Source organism: Bradyrhizobium sp. CAR08 (assembly GCF_052871955.1).
This window is the reverse complement of record NZ_JBIXJX010000002.1, coordinates 295,760-308,995: the sequence shown is the minus strand read 5'-3', so window position 1 is coordinate 308,995 and position 13,236 is coordinate 295,760. Positions and strand designations below refer to the sequence as shown.

Annotated in this window: 16 protein-coding genes; 8 read left to right on the top strand and 8 right to left on the bottom strand. The window is 64.2% G+C overall.

Annotated features, from left to right (window positions below):
* Positions 1 to 26: 26 nt before the first annotated feature.
* The 3 genes from ACIPUD_RS05130 (at position 27) to ACIPUD_RS05120 (ending at position 1,751) form a co-directional block, all read left to right on the top strand.
* Positions 27 to 626, top strand: coding sequence for an NADPH-dependent F420 reductase (locus tag ACIPUD_RS05130; protein ID WP_085395935.1), 600 nt, complete (start codon positions 27 to 29; stop codon positions 624 to 626).
* A gap of 70 nt (positions 627 to 696) precedes the next feature.
* Complete coding sequence (locus ACIPUD_RS05125) at positions 697 to 1,107, top strand: nuclear transport factor 2 family protein (RefSeq protein ID WP_085395934.1); 411 nt, start codon at positions 697 to 699, stop codon at positions 1,105 to 1,107.
* Between the two features lie 11 nt (positions 1,108 to 1,118).
* Positions 1,119 to 1,751, top strand: coding sequence for a class I SAM-dependent methyltransferase (locus tag ACIPUD_RS05120; RefSeq protein ID WP_085395933.1), 633 nt, complete (start codon positions 1,119 to 1,121; stop codon positions 1,749 to 1,751).
* 140 nt (positions 1,752 to 1,891) lie between these two features.
* Here the strand turns inward: ACIPUD_RS05120 and ACIPUD_RS05115 are convergent, their stop codons facing one another.
* Together ACIPUD_RS05115 and guaA are read right to left on the bottom strand one after the other, a co-directional pair.
* Positions 1,892 to 2,281 carry a hypothetical protein gene (locus ACIPUD_RS05115; protein WP_018459189.1) on the bottom strand — a complete coding sequence of 130 codons (390 nt, stop codon included), beginning with the start codon at positions 2,279 to 2,281 and terminating at the stop codon, positions 1,892 to 1,894.
* Positions 2,282 to 2,298: 17 nt separating this feature from the next.
* A complete protein-coding gene (gene guaA / locus ACIPUD_RS05110; protein ID WP_085395932.1) occupies positions 2,299 to 3,897 on the bottom strand; it encodes a glutamine-hydrolyzing GMP synthase in 1,599 nt (532 codons plus the stop codon).
* Positions 3,898 to 4,045: 148 nt separating this feature from the next.
* On the opposite strand from guaA, the gene ACIPUD_RS05105 reads away from it, so the two are divergent.
* Positions 4,046 to 4,417, top strand: coding sequence for a nuclear transport factor 2 family protein (locus ACIPUD_RS05105; protein WP_085395931.1), 372 nt, complete (start codon positions 4,046 to 4,048; stop codon positions 4,415 to 4,417).
* Positions 4,418 to 4,458: 41 nt separating this feature from the next.
* Here ACIPUD_RS05105 and ACIPUD_RS05100 read toward each other — a convergent pair whose 3' ends face one another.
* Positions 4,459 to 4,911, bottom strand: coding sequence for a winged helix-turn-helix transcriptional regulator (locus ACIPUD_RS05100; RefSeq protein ID WP_085395930.1), 453 nt, complete (start codon positions 4,909 to 4,911; stop codon positions 4,459 to 4,461).
* A gap of 95 nt (positions 4,912 to 5,006) precedes the next feature.
* Between ACIPUD_RS05100 and ACIPUD_RS05095 the strand changes: the two genes are divergently transcribed.
* From ACIPUD_RS05095 to ACIPUD_RS05085, 3 genes are all read left to right on the top strand, one after another.
* A complete protein-coding gene (locus tag ACIPUD_RS05095; protein ID WP_085395929.1) occupies positions 5,007 to 6,278 on the top strand; it encodes an MFS transporter in 1,272 nt (423 codons plus the stop codon).
* 92 nt (positions 6,279 to 6,370) lie between these two features.
* A complete protein-coding gene (locus tag ACIPUD_RS05090; RefSeq protein WP_085362172.1) occupies positions 6,371 to 6,703 on the top strand; it encodes a DHCW motif cupin fold protein in 333 nt (110 codons plus the stop codon).
* Between the two features lie 259 nt (positions 6,704 to 6,962).
* Positions 6,963 to 7,172, top strand: coding sequence for a cold-shock protein (locus ACIPUD_RS05085; RefSeq protein WP_007592195.1), 210 nt, complete (start codon positions 6,963 to 6,965; stop codon positions 7,170 to 7,172).
* Positions 7,173 to 7,305: 133 nt separating this feature from the next.
* On the opposite strand, the gene ACIPUD_RS05080 is transcribed toward ACIPUD_RS05085, so the two are convergent.
* Together ACIPUD_RS05080 and ACIPUD_RS05075 are read right to left on the bottom strand one after the other, a co-directional pair.
* Complete coding sequence (locus ACIPUD_RS05080; RefSeq protein WP_018459195.1) at positions 7,306 to 8,604, bottom strand: RsmB/NOP family class I SAM-dependent RNA methyltransferase; 1,299 nt, start codon at positions 8,602 to 8,604, stop codon at positions 7,306 to 7,308.
* A 34-nt stretch (positions 8,605 to 8,638) separates the two neighbouring features.
* Positions 8,639 to 9,061: an MAPEG family protein gene (locus ACIPUD_RS05075; protein ID WP_007592199.1), complete on the bottom strand. Its 423-nt coding sequence runs from the start codon at positions 9,059 to 9,061 to the stop codon at positions 8,639 to 8,641.
* 169 nt (positions 9,062 to 9,230) lie between these two features.
* Here ACIPUD_RS05075 and ACIPUD_RS05070 point away from each other — a divergent pair, with 169 nt between their 5' ends.
* Positions 9,231 to 9,902: an acriflavin resistance protein gene (locus ACIPUD_RS05070; protein ID WP_085395928.1), complete on the top strand. Its 672-nt coding sequence runs from the start codon at positions 9,231 to 9,233 to the stop codon at positions 9,900 to 9,902.
* Positions 9,903 to 9,957: 55 nt separating this feature from the next.
* Here the strand turns inward: ACIPUD_RS05070 and ACIPUD_RS05065 are convergent, their stop codons facing one another.
* The 3 genes from ACIPUD_RS05065 to guaB form a co-directional block, all read right to left on the bottom strand.
* Positions 9,958 to 10,248 carry a hypothetical protein gene (locus tag ACIPUD_RS05065; RefSeq protein ID WP_026233756.1) on the bottom strand — a complete coding sequence of 97 codons (291 nt, stop codon included), beginning with the start codon at positions 10,246 to 10,248 and terminating at the stop codon, positions 9,958 to 9,960.
* A 150-nt stretch (positions 10,249 to 10,398) separates the two neighbouring features.
* Positions 10,399 to 11,421 (bottom strand): NADP-dependent oxidoreductase, encoded by a 1,023-nt coding sequence (locus ACIPUD_RS05060; RefSeq protein WP_085395926.1) that lies wholly within the window; start codon positions 11,419 to 11,421, stop codon positions 10,399 to 10,401.
* Positions 11,422 to 11,720: 299 nt separating this feature from the next.
* Entirely contained in the window at positions 11,721 to 13,211 is a 1,491-nt protein-coding gene (guaB, locus tag ACIPUD_RS05055) for an IMP dehydrogenase (protein WP_007609139.1), read from the bottom strand.
* Positions 13,212 to 13,236 lie beyond the last annotated feature (25 nt).

The following is a 13,236-nucleotide window of genomic DNA, read 5'->3' as shown; positions in this document are numbered from 1 at the left end:
CATCGACACAAGTTCGGAGAAACATCATGAGCTACGCAATCATCGGCTTCGGCCCTATCGGCCAAGCCCTGGCCAGCGCGTTTGCCCGCAACGGCATCGAAGTCTCCGTTGCAACCACGCGCGACCCGGAAAGCTTTACATCCGCCGCGGCCGTGATCGGACCCTCGATCATTCCCAAAAAGCTGGCGGACGCCGTCAAGGCGGACATCGTCTTTTTGGCGGTCCGTTTCGAGTCGCACCAGGATGTCGCGAAAGCGCTGCCCACCTGGCAGGGCAAGACGATCGTCGATGTGACCAACGCCTACGGCGTGCCGCCTGAGAAACTGGGGGGACAACCTTCGTCCAAGGCCCTCGCGCAAGCCTTCACCGGCGGTCGACTGGTCAAGGGCTTCAACCATTTGGGTGCTGCCGTCCTTGCCCAGGATCCGGCCGTCCATGGTGGCAGGAGAGTCGTGTTCCTGGCGAGCGACGATGACGCTGCCGCAGCGGCGATTGGCACGCTTGCGGAAACTCTCGGCTTCGCGCCGATCAAGCTCGGCGGGCTTTCGGAAGGCGGGCTGCTTGTGCAGGCGCGCGGAAACAGCTGGGGCCACCTGATCTTCAAGGATTTGGTCAAGTTCGACTGATGAACACGAGGACACGAAGCATGCGATCGGATCGAGCGCGATCCGATCGGAGCGAAATGGAGAAATTCCCATGAGTATCGAGACAAACATCCAGACCGTGAAGGACTTCTTCGCCGCGATCGGCCGAGGCGACAGGGAAACTCTGCTGGCGCTGATCGCCGAAGACATCGAGTGGATCATCCCCGGCGAGGACTGGCCGCTGGCCGGAACGCATCGCGGGCACGACGGGGTGGCGGATTTGCTCGAGAGGGCATCCAAGTCGATCGAAACGTCCACCGAACCCCGCGAGTTCGTGGCGCAAGGAGACCGGGTCCTGGTCGTCGGATTCGCAAAGGGAAAGATCAAAGCCACGAACAAGACGTTTAGGGACGACTGGGTCTTCGCCATCACCGTTCGCAACGGCAAACTGACGAACATCCGGGAGTACGTCGACACGCAGGCACTGGCACGAGCCGCGCGCGTGTCGAATGCCCAAGCCTAAAGGAAATCCAGATGTACGACCAATCCAAGCTGTCCGAGTTGATCCGGTTCGCACGTATCGATGCGGGCGCCACCGTGATCGACGTTTACCCAGGCGACGGCGACTGGACCCGTGTCTTCTCCGAGATCGTGGGACCCGAAGGACGGGTTGACAGCTTCGTGCCGGCCGAAGTCGCGCACTTCAAGAACGATCCGCTCGGCCTTATGCGGAGGCTTGCGAAGGAGCCGGGCCGAGACAACGTCGAAGCCGTGTCAGCGGACCTCGTGGCGATGCCGCAGGTCACGCGACCAGCGGATGTCCTGTGGCTGCACCTGTTCTATCACGACCTCCACACCGCGCTGATCCAGGCCAGGGGCGCGACGGCGGCCGACTTCAATCGCGCCGTCTACGAGCGGCTGAAGCCCGGCGGGTGCTACGTCATCGTCGACCACGCCGCCGCGCTCGGGGCGGGCACGAGCGAGGCCCAATCGCTGCATCGGCTTGAGCCTGCATCCGTTCGCAAGGAGGTGGAGGCGGCCGGCTTCGTGCTGGACGCGGAAAGCACCCTGCTCGCGACCAAGGACGACCCGCACACGATCAAGGTGTTCGATCCCGCCATCAAGGGCAAAACCGATCGCTTCGTGTATCGGTTCGTGAAGCCGTGACAGAGATCGTAGGGCGGATTAGCGAAGCGTAATCTGCCATCTTGCGCGCGACTCGGCGAGAGAGGCCGGATTTGCGGCTAATCCGCCCTACGCATCCGCTGCAGGTCAATTTCGGTTCTTGAGCTTTCGATGCAACCGGATCACTTTTTAGTCCTGCCGTCAGATGGCAGCTCCGCCGACCCGCCGATTTTGTTCGAGACCACGTAGATGTCGACGCCGCTCATCGAGCATTCCTCGCTTGATGCTTGGCTTTTCGTGATGACCTCGATCGTCTTGCCATCCTTGGTGTGAAACGTGATGTCGTAAACCTGCTGGTAGAGGTCTTTGCCGATCTTTTCGGATGCGAGACGAACGGCCTTGGTCTGCGCCTCGATCACTGATGGGATATCAATCAGGCCGGCGTTCTTGAGGTGCACGAGGGCCATGTTATTGGGCCAACTCGCGCAGTCCGGAGACTTCGCCAGAGCCACCGCAGCCGGCATGGCAAATATTGCGGCCATCACCACTTTCAACGCGGCGCGCATCAGCATGCCTCGGTCTCTAAAAACTACTCCCACTCAATCGTCCCAGGCGGCTTGCTGGTCACGTCATACACCACCCGGTTCACGCCCTTCACCTCGTTGATGATGCGCGTCGCGGTCTCGCCCAAGAACTTCATGTCGAACTGGTAGAAGTCCGCGGTCATGCCGTCGGTGGAGGTGACGGCGCGCAGGCCGACGACGAAGTCGTAGGTGCGGCCGTCGCCCATGACGCCCACGGTCTTCACAGGAAGCAGCACGGCAAAGGCCTGCCAGATGTCGTCGTAGAGACCGTGCTTCCTGATCTGGTCGATGTAGACCGCGTCCGCCTTGCGCAGGATCTCGAGCTTGTCGCGGGTGATCTCGCCGGGGCAGCGGATGGCGAGGCCGGGGCCCGGGAACGGGTGGCGGCCGACGAAGATTTCGGGCAGGCCGAGCTCGCGGCCGAGCTTGCGCACCTCGTCCTTGAACAGCTCGCGCAGGGGCTCGACCAGCTTCATGTTCATGCGCTCGGGGAGACCGCCGACATTGTGGTGCGACTTGATCGTCACCGACGGGCCGCCGGTGAAGGAGACGCTCTCGATCACGTCAGGATAGAGCGTGCCTTGCGCCAGGAAGTCAGCGCCGCCGATCTTCTTGGCCTCCGCCTCGAACACCTCGATGAAGAGGCGACCGATGGTCTTGCGCTTCACTTCCGGGTCGGTGACGCCTTCGAGCTCGCCCAAAAACTGCTTCGAGGCATCCACGTGCACGAGCGGGATGTTGTAGTGGTGGCGGAACAGGTCGACGACCGTCTTCGCTTCGTCAAGGCGCAGCATGCCGTGATCAACGAAAACGCAGGTGAGCTGCTCGCCGATCGCTTCGTGGATCAGCACGGCCGCGACCGCGGAATCGACCCCACCGGACAGGCCGCAGAGCACCCTGCCCTTGCCGACCTGGGCGCGGATCTTGGCGATCTCCTCCTCGCGGAAGGCGCGCATGGTCCAGTCACCGGACAGGCCTGCGATCTTGCGAACGAAATTGCGGATGAGTTTGGCGCCGTCCGGTGTGTGCACCACTTCGGGGTGGAACATCAGGCCGTAATATTTGCGCGTCTCGTCCTGGATGATGGCGAACGGCGCGTTCGGCGAGGTGCCGGCCACCGAGAAGCCCGGCGGCATCTTGGTGATGCGGTCGCCATGGCTCATCCAGACCTGGTTCTTGCCGCCTGGCGACCAGACGTCCTCGAACAGCTTGCTCGGCGCTTTCACCTCGACATCGGCGCGGCCGAATTCGCGGTGATGGCCGCCCTCGACCGTGCCCCCGAGCTGCTCCGCCATGGCCATCTGGCCGTAGCAGATGCCCATCACCGGCACGCCGGAATCGAAGATCGCTTGGGGGGCGCGGGGCGAGCCGGCCTCATGCACCGATTCAGGGCCGCCGGAGAGAATCACCGCCTTCGGCTTCATCTCGTTGAAGGCTTGTTCGGCCTTGTTGAACGGGACGATCTCGCAATAGACGCCGTCCTCGCGCACGCGACGCGCAATGAGCTGCGTCACCTGGCTGCCGAAGTCGACGATGAGAATCTTGTCATGCGCCGAGGCCACGGAGGGCGTCGACGCGGAGCGGTCGGTCTGTGCTGCTGTCATGGCAAGCAGATACGCGACGGGGGCTTTTCCCGCAACCGCGCGGGCCGCGCGCCCACATTCTTCTTTGGGGTATGGACAGATCGATATAGGTAAGTATTATTGACCTATATGGCCCGCCACTCACCAAGGGCCGATCAGGGAGAACGCCATGCCAAACCATCATCAGCCGTCATCGCTTGCAGAGCTCGGCCGCACCTGGGTCGAGGCCTGGAACGCGCGCGACCTCGAACGCGTGCTCACGCTCTATGACGAGGACACCGTGATGACCTCGGACCGCATCCCCGCGATGGGATTCGATGAAAGCGGCACCGTGCGCGGAAAGGATGCGTTGCGCGCCTATTGGGGCAAGGCGCTCGCCCTGTTGCCGAATCTGCATTTCTCGCTGATCGAATTGTTCGTCAGCCCTGATAGCGTGGTGGTGTTCTACGAGAACGAGCGGGGAAAGCGGATCTGCGAATATCTGCGGGTGAACGCGGCCGGAAAGATCGTGCAGGGATCGGCGAATCATCCGGTGCCCTGAGTCGCGCTTCTAGCTCGAGGACGCACCAAGGCCGACGCGAATCAGCGCTTGCGCAGACCGGCCTTTCTCACCCTGGTATCGGACCATGCCAGCGGACGGCCGGCCCGCGACGGAAGCACGAGCTTCCCGACCGGCTGGCCCGTCTCGTCCACCAGGTCCGAATGGACTTCGCCGCGCGCGTAGAGATTCGCTTCGCCCCATTGGCGCAAGCTGACCACGACTGGAAACAGCTCGCGCCCCCTCTTGGTCAGCGCATATTCCCGATAGGCGCTGCCGTCGGAGGCCGGAATCAGTTCGAGCACGCCAAGCTCCACCAGCCTGTGCAGCCGCGCAGTGAGCATGCCCTTGGCGATGCCGAGGTTGTTCTGGAAATCGCCAAATCGACGCAGCCCGTCGAAGGCATCGCGCACGATCAGAAGCGACCAAATGTCCCCAACTGCGTCCAGTGCACGCGCCACCGGGCAGTCAGCCTCGGCAAAACCGGTCCGCTTCATTCGCCGCCCTCCAAATTGGTCTTAAAATAGGACTGGACAGCGCGGTGTGCAACTGGTCTTATTTTAAGACTAGATAGAACGTGCCGGAGACGACAATGACAATCCACGATGCCGCCACAGCCGGACCGACCAACGCCGACGAAAAGGCCGACGACACCGCCGGGCGCGGGCTCTCGCGCGGGATGGCGATGCTGCTGGCGCTGACCTGCGGCCTGAGCGTCGCCAATATCTACTTCGCGCAGCCGCTGCTCGATGCCATGGCGCGCGATCTCGGCATCGACCCCGCCGCGATCGGGATGGTGGTGACCTTCACCCAAATCGGCTACGCGTTCGGCCTGATCCTGGTCGTGCCGCTCGGCGACCTTTGGGATCGCCGCCGCCTGATCGTCGGCCAGACCGTGCTGTCGGCGATCGGCCTCGTCATCGTCGGCACGGCGGCGCATGCCGCCGTGCTGCTTGTGGGAATGGCGCTAGTCGGCATGCTCGCCGTCGTCGTCCAGGTCCTCGTCGCCTTTGCCGCGACGCTGGCCAGACCGGACGGGCGCGGCCGCGCGATCGGCACCGTCACGAGCGGCGTCGTCGCCGGCATCCTGCTGGCGCGGTTCGCCTCGGGCGCGCTGGCCGATTTCGGCGGCTGGCGAATGGTCTACCTGGTCTCGGCCGGCCTCATGCTGGCCATGGCGGCGCTGCTCCTGCGCGTGCTGCCGCGCGGCCGGCAGTCGGCGCTGGCCCGATCCTCTTATCTGTCGCTGTTGCGCTCAACCGCCTCGCTGTTTGTCGAGGAGCCGATACTGCGCGAGCGCGCGTTGTTTGCGTTTCTGATCTTCGCCAATCTCAACGTGTTCTGGACGTCGATCGTGCTGCCGCTCTCGGCGCCTCCCTTCGCGCTGTCGCATACCACCATCGGATTGCTCGGCGTCGCCGGGTTCGCCGGAGCGCTCGCGGCGCGCAATGCCGGGCGGCTTGCCGATCTCGGATGGGCCCAGCGGACCACCGGGCTGTCACTGCTGCTGATGCTGGGTGCCTGGGCTCCGATCGCCTGCCTGCAAAGCTCGCTCTGGCTGGTCGTCGCCGGCGTGATCGTGCTGGATCTGGGACTCCAGGCCGTGCACGTGACGAGCCAGAGCCTGATCATCGCCGTGCGGCCCGATGCGGCGAGCCGACTGGTGGGCGGTTACATGGTGTTCTACTCGGTCGGAAGCGCGATTGGCGCGATCGCGTCGACGATGGTGTACGCGATGGCCGGCTGGTCCGGCGTCTGCGTGCTCGGCGCGGGAATCAGTGCCGCCGCGCTGCTGGTCTGGGTCATCATCGCAAGCAGGATGCCGGTGACGGCAGATTGCGCGCTGATGCATGGGCAAAAATAAGGGCCGAAAACAATAAGAACTGTAAAAATGAGGACTACCGCGAAAGCATCCGATAGTAACGGCACTGCCGTCGCCGCCTCAGGATCACCATCATGAAGCTGCCCACCTCCCCGTTCACCGTCACCGACTGGAGCAAGGTCGAGCCGACCGTCCATCCCGGCGAGACCGGGCAAGCCAAGTGGCGTACGCTCGACATCGGCGATCTCCGGGTGCGGATGGTCGAATATTCGCCGGGCTATCTCGCCGACCATTGGTGCGACCGCGGCCACGTGCTGTACGTGCTGCAGGGCGAGCTCGACAGCGAGCTGCGCGACGGCCGCAAGTTCAAGCTCACGGCGGGGATGAGCTACCAGGTCTCGGATTTCGGCGATGCAGCGCACCGATCCTCGACGACGACGGGGGCGACGCTGTTTATCGTCGATTGAGGCGCCCCGGAAGGGTTAATTTGCACCGCAAAATAGCAAAATTCGGCGACATCCCGAGCGGCGGGTGGTGCCTTGAAGTGGCCCCAAAATCTCGCTATATTGTGATCATCGATACTTGGCCGAACGACTGGGCCGCTTCGCTTCGTTGCTGACGGGCGCGCACGCTTCAGATGATTTCTCCAACATCGACTGATCAGGACTATGGGCGCAATAGTGCGTACCGGTCCGCGTGTTAACTTCTTAAGCAAAGGAAATTCCCATGGCTATGGGCACCGTGAAGTGGTTCAACAATCAAAAGGGTTTTGGTTTCATTCAGCCGGATGACGGCGACAAGGACGTGTTCGTGCACATCAGCGCCGTCGAGCGCGCTGGCCTCTCGACCCTCAACGAAGGTCAGAAGGTCTCGTTCGACATCGTCGCCGATCGTCGCAGCGGCAAGTCCTCGGCTGACAATCTCCGCGTCGGCTAAAGCCCGCGCACCGTTCTGACCACGGACGTACCGGCAGAACGTCGAGTTAGAAAACCCCGCGACCGGGTTCCGGTTCGCGGGGTTCTTGTTTGGTGAGACAGGCGTCGCGTCATCCGCGATGTCGTGGGGTGGGCTATGCCTTCTTCAAGACCGAGACGAAGAACCCGTCCGTTCCCGTCCGCCGCGGTGTCATCAGCCAGCCTTCCGGCGATTGCAGCGCGGCTTGCGCAAACTCCTCCGCCTTGTCCCAGAGCACGCTCGCGGTCTGCTCGGGCGGCACCACAGCGAACTCGGGATGGCGGGCGGTGAACGCCCTCACCTGGTCGCCGTTCTCCTCTGAGAGCACCGAGCAGGTGATGTAGGCAATGCGGCCGCCGGCCTTGAGCAGCGGAACCGCGCGATCGAGCACCGCGGTCTGGTCCCGCAGGCGGATCTCCAGCGCGCCCGGACGCATGCGCCATTTGGCATCGGGATTGCGGCGCCAGGTTCCGGTTCCCGTGCAGGGCGCGTCGATCACGACGAGGTCGGCGGTCGCGCTGATCTCCGCCAGCGGATCGGCCTCGCCCTTGGGCGTGCGCACATCGGCATTGTGGACGCCGGCGCGCGACAGGCGTTCGTGAATGGGCGCAAGTTGCCGCTTGTCGCTGTCGGTCGCGATCAGCCGGCCCTTGCCCTGCATCATCGCGGCGAGCGCCAGCGTCTTGCCGCCGGCCCCCGCACAGAGATCGATCACCTGCTCGCCGGGTTTTGCCGCGGTCAACGCAGCCGCAAGCTGTGACCCCTCATCCTGCACTTCAATGGCACCCTTGATGAAATCCTCTTCGGCCTGGATGCCGGGGTTGCGCGCATCGGCCGAAAGCTCGATGCGCAGGCCGGTTGCGGACCAACGCGTCGGTTTCGCATGAAGGTGAGCAAGCGCCCCCAGCGTCTTGTCGCGATTGGATTTTAACGTGTTGACGCGCAGGTCGAGCGGCGCCCGGCTCGCCATCGCGGCCGCCTCCGCGACGCGTTCGTCGCCGAACGCTTTTGCCAAATACGGATCCAGCCATTCCGGATAGTCACCGGCGATCGCGGCCGGGGCACCTTCAAGCGACCGCGAGGCGAGCGCGGCCTGCTCGGGCTCGGTCAACGGCGCGGGGGCAAAGCGGCTGCCGTCGAACAGCGCGGCCATCGTCGCCGTATCCATGTTGCGCTCGAGGCGAAGCATGCCGATCAGCCGCGCACGCGCGGTATCCGAATCCATCAGGTAGGCGCTCGAGGCATAGCGGCGCAGCACGTCCCAGACGAGGCCGGCAATGGCGGCGCGGTCGCCGGATCCGGCGAAGCGGTGCGCGGTGCCCCACTCCTTCAGCGCCTTGGCCGCGGGCACGCGGTCCTTCTCGATGGTGTCGATCAGTTCGATGGCTGCGGACAGCCGGGCAGCGGGAGTCATTTGAATCTTTCAGATCAGGATCGGCGAGTAGCGCCTAGATCAGCAACAGCATTTTCAACGCGAAGTAGATCCACATCGCGAGCAGGACGAGCACGCCGGCGAGCCAGATCGTGGAGCGGCGGCCGAGATTGTTGGAGGAGACGAAGATTCCGGCATGGACGAAGCGCGTCACCACGAACACCCAGGACATCAGCACGATGAACAAATCGGCATGGCGCAAGGGGAGCGCCAGCGCGATCAGGGCGTAGAACAGCACCGGCAGCTCGAACTGGTTGCGGTAGCAATTGGCGATTTGTGTTGCGCCCTTCGGCCAGTTCGGCTCGCCGAGCGCAATGTCGCGGCTCTTGGTCTCGCCGGAAACGAGCGCGCGCCGGCGTCCCATCGCCATGGCGATCAGGAGCGCGAAGGTGAGGCCGACTTGCACGAAGACCGGCAGCAAAACCATTTGAATGGACATCGGAATTTCTCGGGATTTTCCCATCCGGCGGAAGGCACAGCTAGCGTCCATTAGCGGTCACCGCTGGTCCTGACAATCAACGAGTTGAACCGGCGTTCCCGATGAGGCGACCAACTGTCGACAGTTAAAGCGATTTTGGCCCCTCGGGGGCGCAAGGCGAGAGACCGCCATGAACACCCTCTTCAGCCAGATCGGCAGCCTGACCGGCGCTTTGACCGAGTCCGCCGACGGCCAGTTCGGCATCCTGATGTCGGCGCTGGCAGGCATCGCGACGGCGCTCGCGGTGGCGCTGGCAATGACGGTCTACTTCCGAATGAGCTATCGGACTTGGCGCGATGTCCTCAGGCATGGCCTCGCTGCGCTCGCCGCCCTCGCTCTGTTTGCGTTTGCCGCCTACGACATGCGCCATGCCGCGCTGGCCTATCTCGGCCTCAATCCCTCGAAACCCGCGGTCGAGTTCGAGATCCGCATGCCCAAGGAGACCTTGGCGGCGGCGTCCGACACCCAGATCGAGCTGCATACCGACCGCAACCAGACGCTGGCACTGGTCGAGGGCGTGCGGGAGCTCGGTGATGGCCGCTCCGTGCTGCGTGGCGCGGTACCGCTCAACCACCGCACTGCGGACCGCGTGCTGGTCGTGAACCTGCCCGGCAAGGGCACCTTCGAATTCCGCCTCCGCCTGCCGGCCGAGCCGCATCGCTCCGAACAGTCCGGCGCTCAGTTCGGCCCTCAGTTCGGCCCTCAGTTCGGCCCTTGGCACCTCGCCGACCGCATCGCCTCGCCGCTGGCAAGCCCGGTCGCGCCGCAGGACGCCTACACAATCCGCTATCGCGTGCTTTAAACTTTGTTCGATCGCCCCAAGATGGGCGGCGAGCATGAGCGCTGCCCATCGCTGCTCAAGCGACGCTTTTGAGATCCTGCTGGATCGCGGCAAGCAAGGACTGCAGCGCGTCGCTGTTCACCGGTTTGGCCCCGGTATTGGCGGGCAGAACATTGGCAGGCCGCGCGGCATTGACCGGGCGCTTGGGGAATGGCGGCGTGGGTGTGGGCATCGCGGATTGCGCGAACACGTCCTCGGTATGGACGAACTTGCCATGGATGACGTCGTCGCGACGGCCCATGACAAACATGGTCGCCCAATAACCGGCAGCCAGCAGGATTACGCAGAAAACAACAAGCTCTAACATCATCGCACCTGAAATATGCGCAATGATTCAATGCCTTCGCGAGCCCGTCAATGAACCGACGGTCACACCTGCGGCTTTTACGGGCGGGTGTGGCCGATCAGTCACTCTTTGTTAACCATACCCGGCCCCCGAGGGGGCGAGAGCGGCCGATCAAGCTTTGTCCGGCCCGACCCGCACCAGCTGCTTGCCGAAATTGGCCCCCTTGAGAAGCCCCATGAAGGCTTCGGGCGCGCTCTCCAGGCCCTCGGTGACGAACTCCTTGTACTTGACCTTGCCCTCGCGGACCCAGCCGGACATGTCGCGCAGGAAGTCGCCATGGCGGGAGGCGAAGTCGGAGACGATGAAGCCGCGGAAGGTCAGCCGCTTGGTCAGGGTCGCGCGCATCATGCTGGCGGCCCATTTCGGCGGCTTCGCTTCAGTGTCGTTGTAGTGGGCGATGAGGCCGCAGACGGGTACGCGCGCAAACGCATTGAGCAGCGGGAACACCGCCTCGAACACGGCGCCGCCGACATTCTCAAAATAGACGTCGATACCCTTCGGGCAGGCGTCCTTCAGCTTCGTCGCCAGATCGGGATCGCGGTGATCGATGCAGGCATCGAAGCCGAGCTCCTTCACGACGTAATCGCATTTGTCCTTGCCGCCGGCGATTCCAACCGCGCGTGCGCCCTTGATCTTCGCGATCTGTCCCACGGCCGAGCCGACCGCGCCGGAGGCGCCGGCGACGACGACGGTCTCGCCTTGCTGCGGCTTGCCGATATCGAGCAGGCCCGTGTAGGCGGTCATGCCGGGCATGCCCAGCACGCCGACGGCCGTCGAGATCGGCGCGAGCTTCGGGTCGATCTTGTTCAGCCCCTTGCCGTCGGAGATCGCGTGCGTCTGCCAGCCCGCGCGCGAGAGCACGATGTCACCCTTGGCAAAGTTTGGATTGTTGGAGGCTGCGACCTCGCAGACCGTACCGGCTTCCATCACACCACCGACGGGCACCGGCGTCGCGTAGGACGGACCGTCGCTCATGCGCCCGCGCATATAGGGATCGAGCGAGAGCCAGATCGTGCGCAGCAGGACTTCGCCTGCGGCAGGCGTAGGAACCGCGAATTCCTCGATGCGGAAATCGGACGGCTTTGGCTCCCCGACGGGACGCGCGGCGAGAACGATGCGTTTGCCTTGGGACATGATGGCTTCCTCCAAATTATACTTCGGCGTAGACGGAAGCGGAGGGAGGCAGCTGCGTCAATACAAAAACGGTGGAGCGTGGTGGCGCGACAGCGCCGCAAATGAAGTTTGGTACACACCAACTACGCCCTCGCTGTCATCGCCCGACTTGATCGGACGATCCAGTATTCCAGAGGCGGCCGTGATCGAGCCGAAAAGGCCGCGGCGTACTGGATGCCCCGGTCAAGCCGGGGCATGACAGCGCATGCGAGGCTAGCGCGCGAAAAACAACGCGCAGCCGAGCGGCACGAGAGCGGAGACTAACCCCCGCCCGGATAGTTCGGCGCTTCGCGCGTGATGGTGACGTCGTGGACGTGGCTTTCGCGCAGGCCCGCGCCGGTGATGCGGACGAACTGGGCCTTGTCGTGCAGGTCCTTCATGTCCTTTGCACCGACATAGCCCATCGCGGCGCGCAGGCCGCCCGCGAGCTGATGCATGACGTTGCCGACCGGGCCCTTGTAAGGCACCTGGCCTTCGATGCCTTCGGGCACGAGCTTGAGCGTGTCCTTGATGTCCTGCTGGAAGTAGCGGTCGGCCGAGCCGCGCGCCATCGCGCCGACCGAGCCCATGCCGCGATAGGCCTTGTAGGAGCGGCCCTGCCACAAGAACACTTCACCGGGCGTCTCGTCGGTGCCGGCGAGCAGTGAGCCGACCATCGCGATGTCGGCACCGGCAGCGAGCGCTTTGGCAAGGTCTCCGGAAAACTTGATGCCGCCGTCGGCAATGACGGGGATGTCCGACTTCTTCGCCGCCTCGACCGCATCCATGATCGCGGTGAGCTGCGGAACGCCGACGCCGGCGACGATGCGCGTGGTGCAGATCGAGCCCGGGCCGATGCCGACCTTGATGCAGTCCGCGCCCGCATCGATCAGCGCCTGCGCACCCTCCGAGGTCGCGACGTTGCCGGCAACGACCTGCACGGAATTGGACAGGCGCTTGATGCGGTTGACCGCATGGAGCACGTGACGGGAATGGCCGTGCGCGGTGTCGACCACGACGAGATCGACGCCGGCATCGATCAGCCGCTCGGTGCGCTCGAAGCCGCTATCGCCGACCGTGGTGGCGGCGGCGACGCGGAGGCGGCCCTGCGCGTCCTTGCAGGCCAGCGGATGGGCGACCGCCTTCTCCATGTCCTTCACGGTGACCAGGCCGACGCAGCGATACTGCTCGTCGACCACAAGCAGCTTCTCGATGCGATGCTGATGCAGCATCCGCCGCGCCTCGTCCTGGCTGACATTCTCGCGCACCGTGACGAGACCTTCATGCGTCATCAGCTCGGAGATTTTTTGCTGGCGGTCGGTGGCGAAGCGGACGTCGCGGTTGGTGAGAATGCCGACCAGCTTGCCCGGCGTGGACTTGCCCGCACCGGTGACGACGGGAATGCCGGAGATGCCGTGATCGCTCATCAGCTTGAGCGCATCGTCCAGCGTGGCGTCCGGGCTGATCGTGAGCGGGTTCACCACCATGCCCGACTCGTAGCGCTTGACCTGCCGCACCTGGGCAGCCTGCCCTTCGGGATCGAAATTGCGATGGATGACGCCGATGCCGCCGGCCTGCGCCATGGCGATCGCCATGCGGGCTTCGGTGACCGTGTCCATGGCGGAGGCCATGATCGGGATGTTGAGCGGAATGGCGCGGGTGACGCGGGAGCGGATGTCGACCTCGCCCGGCATGACGTCCGACAGGCCCGGCTTCAGCAGCACGTCGTCGAACGTGAGGGCTTCGCGAATGCCTTGTTGCACCGTGGCCATGTGCCAACTCCTTCCGCGGCCCTGC

Excerpts from the sequence above, each read along its gene's own strand:
- ACIPUD_RS05130 (WP_085395935.1), top strand. The coding sequence starts at position 27 with ATGAGCTACGCAATCATCGGCTTCGGCCCTATCGGCCAAGCCCTGGCC.
- ACIPUD_RS05125 (WP_085395934.1), top strand. The coding sequence starts at position 697 with ATGAGTATCGAGACAAACATCCAGACCGTGAAGGACTTCTTCGCCGCG.
- ACIPUD_RS05120 (WP_085395933.1), top strand. The coding sequence starts at position 1,119 with ATGTACGACCAATCCAAGCTGTCCGAGTTGATCCGGTTCGCACGTATC.
- ACIPUD_RS05115 (WP_018459189.1), bottom strand. The coding sequence starts at position 2,281 with ATGCTGATGCGCGCCGCGTTGAAAGTGGTGATGGCCGCAATATTTGCC.
- guaA (WP_085395932.1), bottom strand. The coding sequence starts at position 3,897 with ATGACAGCAGCACAGACCGACCGCTCCGCGTCGACGCCCTCCGTGGCC.
- ACIPUD_RS05105 (WP_085395931.1), top strand. The coding sequence starts at position 4,046 with ATGCCAAACCATCATCAGCCGTCATCGCTTGCAGAGCTCGGCCGCACC.
- ACIPUD_RS05100 (WP_085395930.1), bottom strand. The coding sequence starts at position 4,911 with ATGAAGCGGACCGGTTTTGCCGAGGCTGACTGCCCGGTGGCGCGTGCA.
- ACIPUD_RS05095 (WP_085395929.1), top strand. The coding sequence starts at position 5,007 with ATGACAATCCACGATGCCGCCACAGCCGGACCGACCAACGCCGACGAA.
- ACIPUD_RS05090 (WP_085362172.1), top strand. The coding sequence starts at position 6,371 with ATGAAGCTGCCCACCTCCCCGTTCACCGTCACCGACTGGAGCAAGGTC.
- ACIPUD_RS05085 (WP_007592195.1), top strand. The coding sequence starts at position 6,963 with ATGGCTATGGGCACCGTGAAGTGGTTCAACAATCAAAAGGGTTTTGGT.
- ACIPUD_RS05080 (WP_018459195.1), bottom strand. The coding sequence starts at position 8,604 with ATGACTCCCGCTGCCCGGCTGTCCGCAGCCATCGAACTGATCGACACC.
- ACIPUD_RS05075 (WP_007592199.1), bottom strand. The coding sequence starts at position 9,061 with ATGTCCATTCAAATGGTTTTGCTGCCGGTCTTCGTGCAAGTCGGCCTC.
- ACIPUD_RS05070 (WP_085395928.1), top strand. The coding sequence starts at position 9,231 with ATGAACACCCTCTTCAGCCAGATCGGCAGCCTGACCGGCGCTTTGACC.
- ACIPUD_RS05065 (WP_026233756.1), bottom strand. The coding sequence starts at position 10,248 with ATGTTAGAGCTTGTTGTTTTCTGCGTAATCCTGCTGGCTGCCGGTTAT.
- ACIPUD_RS05060 (WP_085395926.1), bottom strand. The coding sequence starts at position 11,421 with ATGTCCCAAGGCAAACGCATCGTTCTCGCCGCGCGTCCCGTCGGGGAG.
- guaB (WP_007609139.1), bottom strand. The coding sequence starts at position 13,211 with ATGGCCACGGTGCAACAAGGCATTCGCGAAGCCCTCACGTTCGACGAC.